Here is a 15,852-nt window from a genome sequence, read left to right as displayed (position 1 = left end):
CGGGGTGACACAGGGGGCGCCGTCGGTCGGACGCCGCCCCCGCGCGGTCGGCGCGGTCGGCATTACTCGGCCGCGGCGGCCGTCTTGCGCGGACGACGCGCGCGGGGAGCCGTCTTGCGGGCCGGTTTTTTCGGCTTTGCGGCGGCGGCTTCGTCAGCCGCCTCACCGGTCGATTCGGCAGCCGGTGCCACTTCGTGCGCCGGCTGCGCGGCAGCCGCCGAAGCGCCGTACTCGCCGGCCGTCGGCGCCGCGACGTGCCGTTCGTCACGATGCTCCGCGTCGCGATGCGTCGCTTCGGCAGGCTGGCCTTGCACGTGCTTGTCGCCACCGTGCTTCGCACCGCCGTGCGCGGCCTCGTCCGGCTTCGCCGCGGCTTGACGGCCGGCGCCCTTCGCCTCGCCGCCCTTTGCCTCGCCGCCCTTCTTGGCGGCAGTCTTCTTCGCCGCGCTCTTGCGCGCGCGCTTGCGGCCGTCCTTCGCGTCGCCGTGCGTGTCGGCCGCCTCGGCCACTTCAGTCGCTTCGGCCGTCGCTGCCGGCACGAGCACCGCTTCGTCCATGACGTCGACGACGGCCGCCTCTTGCACGTCGGCCTGCACGCGTTCGTGCACCGCCGCTTCCGCCCGCTGCCCGCGACGCCGCGGCTGGCGCTCGGCCGGTGCCGCTTCCGCGTGGCGCGCGCCGTGGCCGTGATGCGCGCCGTGACCATGGTGCGCGCCGCCCGTATCGCGTGCCGCCGTCTGCTCCACCGCGGACGACTGGCGCGGCCGCGACACGAACGCGCCCGACTTGTCGTCGCGCCCCACTTCGAGCAGCCCGCGCGCCTGCGCTTCGTCGAGCAGGTTGCCGAACGCGCGGAAGCCGTAATACGACTCGTTGAAATCCGGCTTGCGGCGCTTGATCGCGCTCTTGAGCACCGACGCCCAGATCTTGCCGACGTCGTCGCGCTCCGATGCCAGCGCATCGAAGGTCTCGACCGCGAGCGCGATCGCCTCGCTGCGGCGCGCTTCCAGCTCCGGCTTGCGCGACGGTTCGTCCGGCCGCTTCGCGCCGCCGTTACCCGCGTGCTGCTGTTCGCGCTTCGCCAGCGCGCGCTGCTGCTCGCGCACCAGGTCGTCGTAGAAAATGAATTCGTCGCAGTTCGCGACCAGCAGGTCCGACGTCGACTTCTTCACGCCGACCCCGATCACCTTCTTCGCGTTCTCGCGCAGCTTCGACACGAGCGGCGAAAAATCCGAGTCGCCGCTGATGATCACGAACGTATCGACGTGCGACTTCGTATAGCAGAGATCGAGCGCGTCCACGACGAGCCGGATGTCGGCCGAATTCTTGCCCGACTGGCGCACGTGCGGAATCTCGATCAGCTCGAAGCTCGCCTCGTGCATCGACGCCTTGAAGCCCTTGTAGCGCTCCCAGTCGCAATACGCCTTCTTCACGACGATGCTGCCCTTCAGCAGCAGCCGCTCCAGCACGGGCTGGATGTCGAATTTCTCGTACTTCGCGTCGCGCACGCCGAGCGCGACGTTCTCGAAGTCGCAAAACACGGCCATGCTGACGTTGTCCAGGGGTAATGCCATGTGTACTCCAACCGGTTGGTCGCCGCGTTGCAATGCGAAGCGGCGAAAAATGCATCGCGCACATGATAGCCGGTCAGCGGGTCGAGTCCGCAATCGATGCGCACGACGGCACGCCGACGGACCTTCCGCCGGCCGCGCCGGCCGGCCTCGAGCGGTGCGTCCCTCATTACCTGCACGCCGCCGGCCCAAATCGACATACACTTGAGTATCGGTCGTCCGTCCCTATCTGGGAGGATGACGCATCGTGCAAGGAGCGGTTTCATGACGACGAAGGTACTGCTGATTGGCGCGACCGGCCGCACGGGTCAGGCCTGCGCGGATTTGCTGCTCAAGCAGCCGGAATTCGAGGTGACAGCGCTGGTGCGCCGGCACGGCTACGCGCTGCCGGGCGCGAAGGTCGTCGAGGCCGATCTGACGGGCGATTTCTCGCACGCATTCCAGGGCATCACGCACGTGATCTACGCGGCCGGCTCGGCCGAATCGGAAGGCGCCGCCGAAGAAGAGCAGATCGACCGTGATGCGGTCGCGCGCGCGGCCGAGCATGCGCTCACCTACAACGTGCAGAAGCTGGTCGTGATCAGCTCGCTGACCGCGTACTGGCCGGAGCGCAGCGGCGACGCGCTGCGCCACTACTCGCAGATGAAGCGCGAAGGCGACGACCGCGTGATCGCGTCGGGCATCGACTACGTGATCCTGCGCCCCGGCCCGCTCGCGGACGGCCCGGGCGTCGGCAAGATCGCACTGACCGAGCAGCCGCTCAACGCGGCGCCGCCGGTATCGCGCCAGGATGTCGCGTGGGCCGCGATCGAGGCGATCAAGCTGGGCATTTCGCGCAAGGTGATCGGCTTCGTCGGCGGCGGCGTGCCGATCGAACAGGCATTGCGCGCTTAACGTACGCCGGGTACGCCCGGCACGCCCGCGCCGCCACCCGGCGGCCCGTTTCCTCGTGCTTGGAACCCGCGCCGCGGGCCGCTTTGCCGCGCGCTCACCGCCTGCGGCTTACTGCTTCGGATGCGCGTCGGCCCACGCCTTGACCGCGCCGAGCGTGTTCTCCACGTGCTTGTCGGGTGACAGGCTCGTGTACTCGTACAGCACCTTCCCTTCCGGCGAAATCACGTAGGACACGCGGTTCGCGCGATCGAGCGCCGGCAGCTTCGCGTCATATTCGCGGATGATCTTCGCGTCCGGATCGGCCGCGACCGGGAACTTGCTGCGGCACTCGCTCACCGAGAACTTGGTCAGCGTGTCGATGTTGTCGGCGGAGACACCGATCACCGTTGCGCCGTAAGCTTTGTAACGATCGACCGCATCCGCGAACGCATGCGCCTCGATGGTGCAACCCTTCGTAAACGCGGCCGGGTAGAAGTACAGCACGACCGGCCCGTGCTTCAGTGCATCGGCGAGCGAGTACGTGTAAGTCTTGCCGCCCAGCGACGCCTGCGTCGTGAAGTCCGGCGCCGTGGCGCCCGGCTTCAGTTGCGCCTGCGCGACCAGCGCATGACCGGCCACTAGCAACGCCGCCGCGGCGCCCACCAATAGTTTTCGCTTCATCTGTGTCCTCATTTCTTATAAAGTCAGCCTCGATGTGGTCCATGCGGCGGTCGACTGTCCAACGCCGCATGCACGACCCGGTCCGGCGGCAGCGCCAGCCGCTGCCGGCCGGCCGGTTAAAGATTCCGCGCAACCTGCCGTTATTCCTTCCGGACAACCGGTTCCAGCCCTTCACGTCAGCGAGAAACATGGAAGCCAACAGCAAACAGACGCCACGCAAGGGCTCCTGGCGCAATGCCTTGCATACGCTGCGCCGCTTCGCCTGGTCGGGCGGCGCGCTGATGCCTGCGCGCGCCGGCGCGCCGCGCCGCGACGACACCGTGCGCAACTGGCTGGAACAGACGGTCGGCACGGTGGATTTCCTCGCCCATGTCGACCGCGAGCTGCGCTTTCTGTATGTATCCGACGCGAGCCTGCGCTTCATCGGTTATCACCGCGACTACCTGCACACGCTGACGCTGCGCGACCTGATCGCGGAACAGGATACCGCGACGCTCGAAGGCCTGCTCGCGCGTGCCGCGCGTTCCGGCCAGGTCGAGAAGGCGACGATCTGCATCGTCAAGTCGCTCACCTACCCGCTCGACGTCGAGATCCGCGCGTTCAAGAGCCGTCACCACGGCGTCGACGGCTTCGCGATCGCGGCGTTCGACGTGTCGGCCTGGCGTGCGCTCGAGGCCCGCCTAACGTACGAGATGCACCACGATCCGATGACGGGGCTCGACAACCTGTCCGCGCTCGTGCCCGCGCTGATGCGCGCGCAGCAGGCGGCCGACGAGAGCGGCACGTGCGCGGCGCTGCTGCTGCTCGACCTCGACGACTACCAGCGCATCAACCGCGCACTCGGCTACGACGCCGGCGACACGCTGCTGCGCGACACCGCGCAGCGGCTGCAGGCGCTCGTCGCGCCCGATGAGCAGCTCGCGCGCGTGGCCAGCGACAAGTTCGCGGTGGTGTTGACCGCATCGAACCGCTCGCGCGCGAGCGACGCCGCGGACGCGCTCGCGCGCCGGCTGCAGGCCGCGGTGCGCGAACCTTACGTATTCCAGGGGCAGACCGTGCACTTGTCCGCGAGCATCGGCATCGCGCTGTACCCGGACGAACGCGCGGCGCCCCACCGCGCGCAGCACCACAGCCCGCTGCTGCGCCGCGCCGACCATGCGCTCGCGCAGGCGAAGGCGTCGGGCGGCAATGCGCTCGCGTTTCATGAGCCGGTCGACGATCCGGCCGACGCGGAGCGGCTCAAGCTCGAGGCCGACCTGTACGACGGCGTGCGCAACGGCGAGTTCTCGCTCCACTTCCAGCCGATCACGCGCAGCCAGTCGGGCGCGGTGGACGGCGTCGAGGCGCTGATCCGCTGGCGACATCCGGTGCACGGCCTCGTGCCGCCGGCCACCTTCATTCCGCTCGCCGAGTCGATCGGCCTGATCAACTATCTCGGCAACTGGGTGCTCAAGGCCGCGTGCATGCAGCTCGTCGCGTGGGACCGCCAGGGGCTCGCGCTGCAGTATGTGGCGGTCAACGTGTCGCCGCAGCAGTTCCGCGACCCGCGCTTCACGCAGAGCGTGCGCGAGGCGATCGCGCTGACGGGCATCGACCCGCGCCGCATCGTGCTCGAAATCACCGAAAGCCTGCTGATGCACGATCCCGCGCAGGCGAAGGTGCTGCTCGAGGAACTGACCGAGCTCGGCATCCGCTTCGCGATCGACGATTTCGGCACCGGCTATTCGAGCCTCGCGTACCTGCAGCGCTTCCCGCTCGCGAAGCTGAAGATCGACCGCAGCTTCGTCGAGAACCTGCTGACGTCGCGCAACGATCGCGCGATCGTGTCGGCGGTGGTCGGCCTCGCGCAGACGCTCGATCTCGAGCTCGTCGCGGAAGGCGTCGAGACCGAGGCACAGCGCGAACTGCTGACCGAAATGGGCTGCAACCACATCCAGGGCTGGCTCGTGTGCCAGGCGCTGCCGTCCGAGGAGCTCGCGCGGCGCTTCGAGGCGCAGCAGCTGCGCCTGCACGCCGCCTGACGCGCGCAGCGAACCGGACAGATTCGAATGTCAATCACCGCACACCTGCCCCGCACGGCGCTGCTCGACAAGCTGTGGGCCCGGATGAACGAACGGGGCGACTTCCCGCTGCTGTCGGAATCGCTGCGCGCGACGATGGCCGCGATGAAGAACGACGACCTCGACTTCACCGCGCTCGTACGCGTCGTACTGTCGGATTTCGCGCTCACGCAGAAAGTCCTGCGGCTCGCCAATTCCGCGATGTACATGGCGTTCGGCGGCAACATCACGACCGTCACGCGAGCACTGATGGTGCTCGGCATGGACACGGTCGGCCATCTCGTCGTCGGGCTGAAGCTCGTCGACCATTTCCACCACAGCACGCCGCGCCGCATCGACGCGAAGCTCGAGCTGAACCGCGCGCTGCTGTCCGGCTGCGTCGCCCGCAAGCTGACCGAGCATGCGGAACTGCGCGGCGGCGAGGAAGCCGTCGTCTGCACGCTGATGCGCCAGGTCGGCAAGCTGCTCGTGGTCTGCTATCTCGACAGCGAATGGGACCGGATCCGCCGCCGCGCCGCCGAGCTGAACGGCGATGACGCGGCCGCGTGCGTCGACGTGCTCGGCGTCGGCTTCGACGAAATCGGTCTGGAGGCCGCCGCGAGCTGGCGCTTGCCTGACGTGATCCGCGCCGGAATGGCCGACGGCGACGGTCGCGCCGCGCACGCCGCCCACCGCGACGAAGGCGAAGAAGACGACGAAGACGATCGCGACGACTGCCGGCGCCCCCCGGCCTGTGCCGACGAAGGCGCCGACCGCGTGCGCTGGCTGCGCTCGGTGAGCCGCTGCTCGACCGATGTCGCCGATGCGCTCGCGATGCCCGCGGGCCCGCAGCGCGACGCACACATCGCGGTGCTCGCGCAGCGCTACGGGCAGGAACTGGAGATCGATCCCGACGCGCTGGTGGAGATCGCCGAGCGGCTTGCGCGCGAGGAAGCGAGCGACACCGTGATGCGCGAGATCGTCGAGCTGCGTGCGAACGCCGACGCGATCGCGCGGGCGCAGCCCGAACCCGAGGCATGCCTCGAAGCCGGCCTCGCGGACTTGCGCGCGCTGCCGTCCGAGCACGTGCTGACGCCGGTGCTCGCGCTTGCGTCGGAAAGCCTGCTCGCGGGGCTCGCGTTCACGCGCACCGTGATGTTCGTGCGCCGCGACGACGGCACGTTCGCCGCGCGCCTCGGCTTCGGCCCGGACGTCGATGCGGCGCTCGACCGGCTGTGCTTCGACGAGCGCTTCGAGCCGGACGTGTTCCATCTCGCGATCGCGAACTCGGTCGGCATCTTCATCGAGCAGGCGCAGGAGCCGAAGATGGTGAAGCGCCTGCCCGCGTGGTACCTCGATGCGCTCCCCGACACGCGCGCGTTCGTGTTGCTGCCGGTGCGCGTCGGCACGACGACCGTCGGCCTGCTGTACGGCGACTGGGCCGGTGCGCAGCCCGCGCGCAAGATCACGCAGCAGGAGATGAGCGTGCTCAACGAGCTCGCGCGCGAGTTGGGGCGGTTCTTCCCCGCGTGACGCACGCGGCATGCCGGCGGCGTGCCGCACCGCCGGCATGTGTGCGACAAGCGGCGCCCGAAAAGCAAACCGGCCGCGAAAGCGGCCGGCTGCATCGTGCGACGGATCGAAACGCTTACTTGAGCGTGACCGGCACGCTGAAGTACTTCTTCGCGAGGTTGTCGATCGTGCCGTCGGCCTTCAGCCCCTTGAGCGCCTGATCGAGCGCGGTCTTCAGCGCCGCGTCGTTCTTGCGCAGGCCGAAACCGACGCCCGAGCCGAGGATCTCGGCATCGCTGACCGTGCCGCCGGCGAAGCCGAAGCCCTGGCCTTGCGGCTTCGACAGGAAGCCCTTCGAGCCCGCTTCCGAATCCTGGAACGTCGCGTCGAGACGGCCCGACTTCAGGTCGGCGTAGGCCAGGTCCTGCGTCTGGTACGGCACGACTTCGACACCGGCGGGCGCCCACTTCTTCTTCGCGTACGCTTCCTGGATCGTGCCCTGCAGCACGCCGACCCGCTTGCCCTTCAGCGCTTGCGGGGTCGGCTGGAGGCCGCTGCCCTGCTTCGCGATCAGCTGGTTCGGGATCGTGTAGATCGGATCGGTGAACGCGATCGCGTGCTTGCGCTGGTCGGTGATCGTCATGTCCGAGTTGATCGCATCGAACTTGCGCGCCTGCAGCGCGGGGATCAGGCCGTCGAAGTCGTTCTCGACCCACACGCACTTCACCTTCAGCTTCGCGCACACCGCGTTGCCGATGTCGATGTCGAAGCCGGTCAGCTTGCCGTCGGGCGTCTTGTATTCGAACGGCGCGTACGAGGCCTCGACGCCGAACCGGATCTCCTTCAGATCCGCAGCCATCGCGCTGCCTGCCGCCACGGCCGTTGCCGCCACTACCGCGTGCGCGGCCACTTTACGCCAATCCAACTTCATCAGGTGTTCTCCTCGATACTCGAATGTTCCGGAACTACGGGCGCATGCATCATTGCAGGGTCGTATGCAACCGACAATCCCGATGCCGCGCCTTGATGCGGCGCAATAGCCGCAAGGCCGCGATTGTACCAATCCGCACGGCCCGATACGGCAAAGCGGCCGCCAGCACGCGATGCTGCGCTGCGTGCGCCGGCGTCGGCCGGGCCGTCCATCGAACTCGCAAGACGATGTCGCAAATACGCAAGGGCCGATGCCGGGGCCCACTGCGCGGCAGGCGGGCGTCAGCCCAAACGGCGAATGCGGCACGACGATGCGCGGGCTGCCTATCACCGCAGCCGCGCGCAACCGGGCATCGCTCAGACGAGCGCGGCGAGCGTTTCGCGCGTCGTGTCGACGACGAGCAGGCCCGCGCGCAAGCCCGGCTTCACGGCCGGATTCGGGAACACGATGCGCTCCTCGTCGTGCTTCACCGTATAGCGGTAGTCGCCGTCCTGCGCGAGCACGGTGCCGCGCGCGAACGCGGTGAAATTCGCGACGTCGGCCGCGACGAACAGCTCGAGCGCGTCGCTCTGCTTCGTGATCTGGTCGATCACGGTGAACACGCGCGGCAACGGCGGATGGCCGCCCCGCGGATGGCCGCCCCGCGCATCGACATCACGGGGCGCGCCCGACACGAGCTTGCGCACCGCACGGTCGGCCGGCGCGAAGCGCGACAGGTCGTTCTGGCCGAACGGCCGCACCTTGCCGAGTTCCAGCGTGCACGCGAGCGCGCCGCACTGCTCGGCCGTGAAGTGCGAATACGTGTTGCCCTTCGCGGTATGCAGCAGCACGGCCGCGATGCGCGCTTCGCCGAGCCATTCGACCATCGCGCGGGTCGGCGGCGTGCCCGTGTGCGGCAGCAGCGCGAACTGCTCGAACACCGATGCGCGAATCGCCGTGTGCATGTCGACGTGCCAGCGCGCAGCGCCCGCCGGCGCGGCCGCGAAGAACGCGGCGGCCGCGGCTTCGAGCTGCACCGCGCGCGGCGCTTCGCGGCTCGTCGGCACGTGCGCGTGACGTCCGCTGAACAGGCGGTTCAGGTCGTCGTCGAGATAGCGTTGGCCCGCGCGCATCGCCGGCACGTTGCCGAGCACGACGAGCAGCCGGCACGCGAGCGGCAGCGTGCCCGCCGCGAGATCATGCACGAGCATCGACAGCAGCTCGATCGGCGCGGTCTCGTCGCCATGCACGCCGGCCGACACGAGCACGCTCGCGCGCGGCGACGCATCGGCATCGCCGGCTGCGTCGCGTGCGGCCGGCTCGAGCGCGAGCAGCCCGTCGCCGAGCCAGCGCCAGCGCACCGCGCCGTCCGCGCAGGTGCCGTCCCTCGCGGCCGGCGTGTCGCCCGCGAGAGTGAACGCGAGGAAGTCGTCGAGCAGCGTGGCGGCCGGCATGCGGGACTCAGCGCTGGAAGTCATACAGCGACCCGACACGCAGGATCTGCGTGAGCTCGTCGAGCGCCGTGCGCGATTCGTCGAGCAGCGTCGGATCGGCGAGGTCTTCCGGTGCGAGACGGTCGCGGTAGTGCTTGTCGATCCACGCGTCGAGCGACGCGAACAGCGTGTCGTTGATCCACACGTTCGACGTGACGGCCGCCCGCTCGGCATCGTTCAGCACGACGCGCAGGCGCAGGCAGGCAGGACCGCCGCCGTTCTTCATGCTTTCGCGCAGGTCGAACACGAGCACGTCGCGGATCGGGCCGTTGCCGGCCGCGAGCTGGTCGAGATAGGCCGCGACGTTCGCGTTCTCGCGACACTCCTGCGGCACGACGAGCACCTGCGAGCCGTCGGCGCGCGACAGCAGCTGGCTGTTGAACAGGTACGACGTGACCGCATCGTTCACGCTCACGGCCGCATCGGGCACCTCGATCACGTTCAGCCGCGCGCCGCGCGCGTCGAGCGTGGCCGTCAGCGTGTCGTAGATCGCCTGCTTGTTGACGAATGCGCGCTCGTGCGTGAACAGCGTGTCGCGGTTGCCGACCGAAATCACGTCGTTGTGGAACACGCCCGCATCGATCACGTCCGGATCCTGCTGCGCATAGACCGTCGCCGTTTCGTCAAGGCCGTGGCGATGCGCGACCGCGCGGCTCGCCTCGAAGGTCTGGCGCGCCGGGAAGCGCTTCGGCTCCGGGCCGCGGCGATATTCCGCACGACCGTACACGAAGAATTCGACGCCCGGCTTGCCGTATTCGGCGCAAAAGCGCGTATGGTTCGCGGCCCCCTCGTCGCCGAGCGCCGGCGTGCCCGTCAGCGCCTCGTGCACCGCGAAATGGGCGGGATCGGCGAACAGCGTCGACAGCGTGCGGCGCGTCGCGTCGTGCTCGATCGCGCGATGCAGCTTGCTGCACAGGTTGGCCGGCGTGAAGTGCACACGGCCGTCGCCGGTGTCGGCCGACGGGCTGACGGTCGCCGCGTTCGCGGTCCACATCGCCGATGCCGAGCTCGCCGCGGCGAGCAGTTCGGGCGCCTGCTTCGCGGCCTTCGCGATCACGTCCGCGTCCTTGCCGGAGAAGCCGAGCTCGCGCAACAGGCGCAGCGACGGCCGCTCCTGCGGCGGCAGCACGCCTTGCGCGAAGCCGAGATCCGCGAGCTGCTTCATCTTGCGCAGCCCCTGCTTCGCGGCCGCCTTCGGGTTCGCGGCCGACTTCTCGTTGTTGAGCGACGCCACGTTGCCGAACGACAGCCCGGCGTAGTTGTGGGTCGGGCCGACGAGCCCGTCGAAATTGGCTTCTTGTGCGTTCATCGTCGTTCCCTCGATCAGAAGTGCAGGCCCGGCGACAGGCTCGCGGGCAAGGTCAGTTGCGTGCTTTCCACCGACGCCATCGGATACGCGCAATAGTCGGCCGCGTAGTACGCGCTCGGACGATGGTTGCCCGAGCGGCCGGTGCCGCCGAACGGCGCGGCGGACGATGCGCCGTTGGTCGGACGGTTCCAGTTGACGATCCCCGCACGGATCGTGCGGCGGAAGTGATCCCAGGCGTGCGCGTCGTCGGCCAGCAGGCCGGCCGACAGGCCGAACGCCGTGTCGTTCGCGCGCTCGATCGCTTCGTCGAACGTCGCGTAGCGGACGATCTGCGCGAGCGGGCCGAAGTGCTCCTCGTCGGGCAGGTTCGCGACGCCCGTCACGTCGATGATCGACGCGTTCACGAAACCCAGGCGCGGATCGCGCTGCGTCATCTCGATGATCGGCTTCGCGCCCTGCTCGAGCAGGCGCGACTGCGCATCGACGAGCTTCGCGGCCGCGCGCGCCGAGATCACCGCGCCCATGAACGGCTGCGGATCGGCGTCGAACACGTCGGCCGTGATCTTCGACGTGACGTCGGCGAAGCGGGCGAGGAAGCGCTCGCCGAACGCGCCCTGCGGCACGAAGATGCGGCGTGCGCACGTGCAGCGCTGGCCGGCCGACAGGAACGCCGACTGGATCGTATGGTGCACGGCCGCGTCGAGGTCCTCGACTTCGCCGATCACGAGCGGGTTGTTGCCGCCCATCTCGAGCGCGAGCACGATTTCCGGACGGCCGCCGAACTGCCTGTGCAGCAGCGTGCCGGTGTCCGAGCTGCCGGTGAAGAACAGGCCGTCGATCTGCCGGTGATTCGCGAGCGCGATACCCGTGTCCTTCTCGCCCTGCACGAGGTTCAGCACGCCGGCCGGCAACCCGGCTTCCCGCCACACCTCGACCGTCGCGCGCGCAACGCCCGGTGCGAGCTCCGACGGCTTGAACACCACCGTGTTGCCCGCGATCAGCGCCGGCACGATATGGCCGTTCGGCAAGTGGCCGGGGAAGTTGTACGGGCCGAACACCGCGACGACACCGTGCGGACGATGGCGCAGCACCGCGACGCCGTCGGCCATGTCCTGGCGCTTCTCGCCGGTGCGTTCCTGGTACGCCTGGATCGAGATGCCGACCTTCGCGGCCATCGCGGCGACTTCGGTGCGCGCTTCCCACAGCGGCTTGCCCGTCTCGCGGCCGATCGCCGCCGCGATCGCTTCCTTGCGCTCGGTGAGCAGCGCCGCGAAGCGCTTGACGATCGCGCAGCGCGCGTCGAAGTCGAGCGCCGACCAGCCCGCGAAGGCGCGGCGCGCGCTCGCGACCGCGCGATCGACGTCGGCTGCCGACGCGCTGTCGCCCTGCCACGCGATCGCGTCGGTACCGGGGTTGCGCGAAGCGAAGGCGGGGCCCGAGCCTGCGATCCAGGCGCCGTCGATGAAGAGTTCCGTCATGATTCGTTTATCCCTGTTTGACTTTGAGCGGCAGCACGCGCACCGGATCGCCGGCCTTCACGTCGAGCGCGACGGCATCGTCGGCCGACAGCACGAACGATCCGTTCGCGACCACGCCCGGCGCGACGCCGACGCGGAAATCGTTCAGCGACGTGTTCGACACGAGCGACTTCGGCGAACGGTCGCCCCGCGCGTCGTCACCGGTGTCCGGCTCGCCGATCGCGACCGGCACGACCACGCTCTCGCGCACCGTGCGCAGGTCGTTGATGTGGCATTCGAGCACCGGGCCCGCGTCGAAGATGTCGACGTGGTTCTGGTAGCGCAGCCCTTCGGCCTCGAGCATCTTGCGCGCCGGCAGCGTGTCGCGATGCGTGAGGCCGACCGCGTCCTGCGCGTCCTGCGGCAGCAGGTCGACGTACACCGGATAGCGCGGCATCAGTTCCGCGAGGAACGACTTGCGGCCGTGCGAGCTCAGGTAGTCCGCCGCATTGAAATCGATCTGGTAGAAGTGCGAACCGACCGCGCGCCAGAACGGCGACGTGCCGTCTTCGTCGAAGTGGCCGCGCAGTTCCGCGCAGATGCGTTCCGGAAAACGGTCGCGGAACTGCGCGATGAACATGAAGCGCGAGCGCGACAGCAAGCCGCCGACACCGCCCGTGCGATAGCGCGGGCTCAGGAACAGCGAGCACACTTCCGCGTAGCCCGTCAGGTCGTGCGAGATGTTGAGCGCGGACATCCGGGTCCACACGCCGAGCTCCTGGCTCGCGTGCACGACCGTGCTCACGCGATAGTTGTAGAACGGCTGTTCGAGGCCGACCTGCGTCTCGATCCCGCACACGCCCGCGATGTCGCCCGTCTTCGATTCTTCCATCACGAAGAAGTAGCCGGCTTCGCCTGGCGCGGCGTTGCCCTCGAGCGTGCGGCGCGAGCGTTCGACCCGCGCGGCGAGCGCGTCGCGGTCGGGCTTGAACGTGGTCAGGCCCGGCCCGGTTTCCTTCGCGAGCGACACGAGCGCGTCGACGTCGCCCGTTTGTACGACTCGAACGACGATCATGCTGCGCCTCCCTTCGTTTCTTCATCGTCGCGGCGGTGCAGCGGCACGCAGCGCACGACATCGCCATCCTTCACGTCGAGCGCCGCGCGCACGTCGCCTGACAGCGGCGCAAGCGCGCCGTGCGCATCGTCGTCCGGCAGGTCGGCCAGCACGCAGCGGAACGATTCGCCGCTGCCCGTCGACACCATGTATGCGGCATCGCCCTGCTGCCGCGCGGCTTCGCGCACGGTGCGCTCGGCCGCGTGCTTCACGCATGCGGTGCGGTCGACCTGCGCGGTCAGCACCGGGCCCGCGTCGAAGATGTCGACGAAGCGGTCCGGCTCGAAGCCTTCCTCGAGATGGATGTCGTACGCGAGCAGCGCCGTTTCGTTCGGCTCGCCGAGCACGCGCTGCGCGGCTTCCGGCAGCAGCGGCACGTAGAGCGGATAGGCCGGCATCACTTCCGCGATGAACGTGCGGCTGCGGCCGCCCGACGCGATGTCGACGTCGGTGAAGTCGCGGCCGAAGAACTTGCGGCCCACCGCTTCCCAGAACGGCGATGCGCCCGTGTTGTCGCTCACGCCGAGCAGCAGCGTGAACACTTCCGGCGTGAAGCGGCGGCGGTTCGCGGCGATGTACATCATCCGCGCACGCGAGATCAGGTGCGCGGCCGCGTCGCCGCGCAGCGACGGATCGACGTAGAAGCCTGCCAGCCGGCTCTTGCCGGTCAGTTCGTGCGACATCGTGAGCGCGTGGATCTTGCGGTTCACGTGCAGCTCGCGCGACGCGTGGATCAGGGCGTCGTTGCGGAACGCGTAGAACGGTTCCGAGTAGCCGGCCGCGGCCACGATGCTCGCCGTGCCGAGCAGCTTGCCCGTCGACGAGTCTTCCAGCACGAAGAGGTAGAACTCTTCGCCGGCGAAGTCGACGTCCGCGCGAAACGAATCCTCGGAGAGCGCCACGCGCGCTTCGAGCGCCGCGCGGTCATGCGGCAGCGAGTGCAAGACCGGTTGCGCGGTGCGCGCCATGTGCGCGAGCGCGTCCAGATCCGTGAGTTTGCCGGGGCGAACAAATAGCATCGTCGTTCCTGTCTGCGATGGGTGCGCCGATCAGCGCGCGGTGGCTTCCTGGGCCGCGAGCACCTGCTCGACCGCCTTCTCGAAGCGCTTCATGCCTTCGTCGAGCAGGTCGAACGGAATCACGAGCGACGGCACGAAACGCAGCACGTTCGGGCCTGCGATCAGCATGATCAGGCCGTTCTCGGCGGCGGCGGTGACGAAGTCCTTCGCGCGGCCGTCGAAGGCGGCGGTCAGTTCCGCGCCGACCAGCAGGCCTTTGCCGCGGATGTCCTTGAAGATGCCGAAGCGTGCGTTGATGCGTTCGAGCGCGCCTTTCAGTCGCACGCTGCGTTCGCGCACGCCTTCGAGCAGTGCCGGGTCGCCGATCAGTTCGACGACCTTGTCGGCGATCGCCGACGCGAGCGGGTTGCCGCCGTACGTCGTGCCGTGCACGCCGACCTTGAAGTGCGCGGCCAGCTCGTTCGTCGTCAGCATCGCGCCGATCGGGAAGCCGTTACCGAGCGCTTTCGCGGTCGTGAGGATGTCCGGCGTGATGCCCGTGTCCATGTAGGCGTAGAACTGGCCCGTGCGGCCGACACCCGTTTGCACTTCGTCGAAGATCAGCAGTGCGCCGTGCGCGTCGCAGGCTTCGCGCAGTGCCTTCAGGAAGGCCGGATCGGCCGGGATCACGCCGCCTTCGCCCTGCACCGGCTCGACGATCACCGCGCAGGTTTGCGGGCCGATCGCGGCCTTGGCGGCTTCGATGTCGTTGAACGGCAGGTGCTTGATGCCGGCCGGCACCGGGCCGAAGCCTTCCGAGTATTTCGGCTGGCCGCCGACGCTGACCGTGAAGAACGTGCGGCCGTGGAACGACTGGACGAACGACACGATTTCGTACTTGTCGGCGCCGTGGCGGTCGAATGCGACGCGGCGCGCGAGCTTCAGCGCGGCTTCGTTCGCTTCCGCGCCCGAGTTCGCGAAGAATGCGCGGTCGGCGAACGTCAGCGATTCGAGGCGCTTCGCGAGGCGCAGCACCGGTTCGTTCGTGTAGCCGTTGCCGATGTGCCAGAGCTTGCGGCCTTGTTCGTCGAGGACTTTCAGCAGTTCCGGGTGGCCGTGGCCCAGCGACGTCACCGCGATGCCGCACGCGAAATCCACGTATTCGCGGCCGGCCGTGTCCCACACGCGGGAGCCCTCTGCACGGTCCGGCACGAACGGCGCGGGAGAGAATACCGGCACCATCACTTCGTCGAATGTCTGGCGGGTCACGGTCGAGGTCGTCATGGTCGTTCCTTTCGGTTTCGTAAGAGGGTTCAACAGGATCAAGTTTAGGTAAGGGTGACGCAAGCGTCTTGCGGATTTGCGACGGGTTCTATCGGAAGCGGATAGCTCGCTTTATTTTGACTCTTCTACGGTGGGGGTGCCTTCGTTCGGTGCATCTATGTTTGGTGGTGCGCCCGCGTTTTCGTGAAGCACCTGCAATCGTGTCGGTCTATTAGCGTCGCCCCTGCGCGGGGCGGCGGTTACTTTTCTTTGTCTTGCCAAAGAAAAGTAACCAAAAGAAAGGCGTTCGGACAACGCAAGACCTCCCGGTGCCATGGCCACCAGAGTGGCACTCGCCTAAGTGTCCGCGCCAGTAAAGAACCCGGAGTGGTTCGAGCAATCGATCTGACACCCCTCATCACCCCGCGGAGCGGTATACCGCCCGCTAGCTCCATCCTCGCTTCGCTCGGCTGCAAGGTACTTCACCCAATTCACACGCCTGCGCATTCCGTACCCGCCCCACTAATTAGGTCCCCCAATCAGTCCATGTCCGCCCTAGAGCAACGGGGATTTCATTAATTGCATGCATGTGCTCTTCGCGACGATTGCGTGAACCAATCCAGATTGCGCTG

Annotated in this window: 12 protein-coding genes; 3 read left to right on the top strand and 9 right to left on the bottom strand. The window is 68.3% G+C overall.

The window, feature by feature from the left end:
* Positions 1-62: 62 nt before the first annotated feature.
* Complete coding sequence (locus SB786_RS24300) at positions 63-1,574, bottom strand: NYN domain-containing protein (protein ID WP_410729702.1); 1,512 nt, start codon at positions 1,572-1,574, stop codon at positions 63-65.
* Between the two features lie 261 nt (positions 1,575-1,835).
* Here SB786_RS24300 and SB786_RS24295 point away from each other — a divergent pair, with 261 nt between their 5' ends.
* Entirely contained in the window at positions 1,836-2,465 is a 630-nt protein-coding gene (locus tag SB786_RS24295) for an SDR family oxidoreductase (protein WP_410729701.1), read from the top strand.
* Positions 2,466-2,573: 108 nt separating this feature from the next.
* On the opposite strand, the gene SB786_RS24290 is transcribed toward SB786_RS24295, so the two are convergent.
* Positions 2,574-3,125: a peroxiredoxin gene (locus SB786_RS24290; protein WP_006758308.1), complete on the bottom strand. Its 552-nt coding sequence runs from the start codon at positions 3,123-3,125 to the stop codon at positions 2,574-2,576.
* A 281-nt stretch (positions 3,126-3,406) separates the two neighbouring features.
* Between SB786_RS24290 and cdpA the strand changes: the two genes are divergently transcribed.
* The gene (cdpA, locus tag SB786_RS24285) at positions 3,407-5,146 is read left to right on the top strand and encodes a cyclic di-GMP phosphodiesterase CdpA (RefSeq protein WP_198404846.1); all 1,740 of its coding nucleotides are present in this window, start codon (positions 3,407-3,409) and stop codon (positions 5,144-5,146) included.
* Positions 5,147-5,173: 27 nt separating this feature from the next.
* The gene (locus tag SB786_RS24280) at positions 5,174-6,697 is read left to right on the top strand and encodes an HDOD domain-containing protein (RefSeq protein WP_410729700.1); all 1,524 of its coding nucleotides are present in this window, start codon (positions 5,174-5,176) and stop codon (positions 6,695-6,697) included.
* Between the two features lie 115 nt (positions 6,698-6,812).
* Here SB786_RS24280 and SB786_RS24275 read toward each other — a convergent pair whose 3' ends face one another.
* The 7 genes from SB786_RS24275 to SB786_RS24245 all read right to left on the bottom strand — a co-directional run bounded on the left by SB786_RS24275 (position 6,813) and on the right by SB786_RS24245 (position 15,241).
* Complete coding sequence (locus SB786_RS24275; RefSeq protein WP_175656017.1) at positions 6,813-7,607, bottom strand: ABC transporter substrate-binding protein; 795 nt, start codon at positions 7,605-7,607, stop codon at positions 6,813-6,815.
* A gap of 356 nt (positions 7,608-7,963) precedes the next feature.
* Entirely contained in the window at positions 7,964-9,040 is a 1,077-nt protein-coding gene (gene astE, locus SB786_RS24270) for a succinylglutamate desuccinylase (protein WP_410729738.1), read from the bottom strand.
* Between the two features lie 7 nt (positions 9,041-9,047).
* A complete protein-coding gene (gene astB, locus SB786_RS24265) occupies positions 9,048-10,388 on the bottom strand; it encodes an N-succinylarginine dihydrolase (RefSeq protein ID WP_410729699.1) in 1,341 nt (446 codons plus the stop codon).
* Positions 10,389-10,402: 14 nt separating this feature from the next.
* Positions 10,403-11,866 (bottom strand): succinylglutamate-semialdehyde dehydrogenase, encoded by a 1,464-nt coding sequence (gene astD / locus SB786_RS24260; RefSeq protein ID WP_410729698.1) that lies wholly within the window; start codon positions 11,864-11,866, stop codon positions 10,403-10,405.
* A 7-nt stretch (positions 11,867-11,873) separates the two neighbouring features.
* Positions 11,874-12,920, bottom strand: coding sequence for an arginine N-succinyltransferase (gene astA / locus SB786_RS24255; protein ID WP_410729697.1), 1,047 nt, complete (start codon positions 12,918-12,920; stop codon positions 11,874-11,876).
* A complete protein-coding gene (aruF, locus tag SB786_RS24250; RefSeq protein ID WP_006758300.1) occupies positions 12,917-13,978 on the bottom strand; it encodes an arginine/ornithine succinyltransferase subunit alpha in 1,062 nt (353 codons plus the stop codon). Before aruF ends, astA begins: the two co-directional genes overlap by 4 nt.
* Before the next feature lie 30 nt (positions 13,979-14,008).
* Complete coding sequence (locus SB786_RS24245; protein ID WP_410729696.1) at positions 14,009-15,241, bottom strand: aspartate aminotransferase family protein; 1,233 nt, start codon at positions 15,239-15,241, stop codon at positions 14,009-14,011.
* Between the last annotated feature and the right edge of the window lie 611 nt (positions 15,242-15,852).

The organism is Burkholderia sp. SIMBA_062 (assembly GCF_046534765.1).
In the GTDB taxonomy this organism is placed as follows: domain Bacteria; phylum Pseudomonadota; class Gammaproteobacteria; order Burkholderiales; family Burkholderiaceae; genus Burkholderia; species Burkholderia ambifaria.
This window is presented reverse-complemented; position numbering and strand designations above follow the sequence as displayed.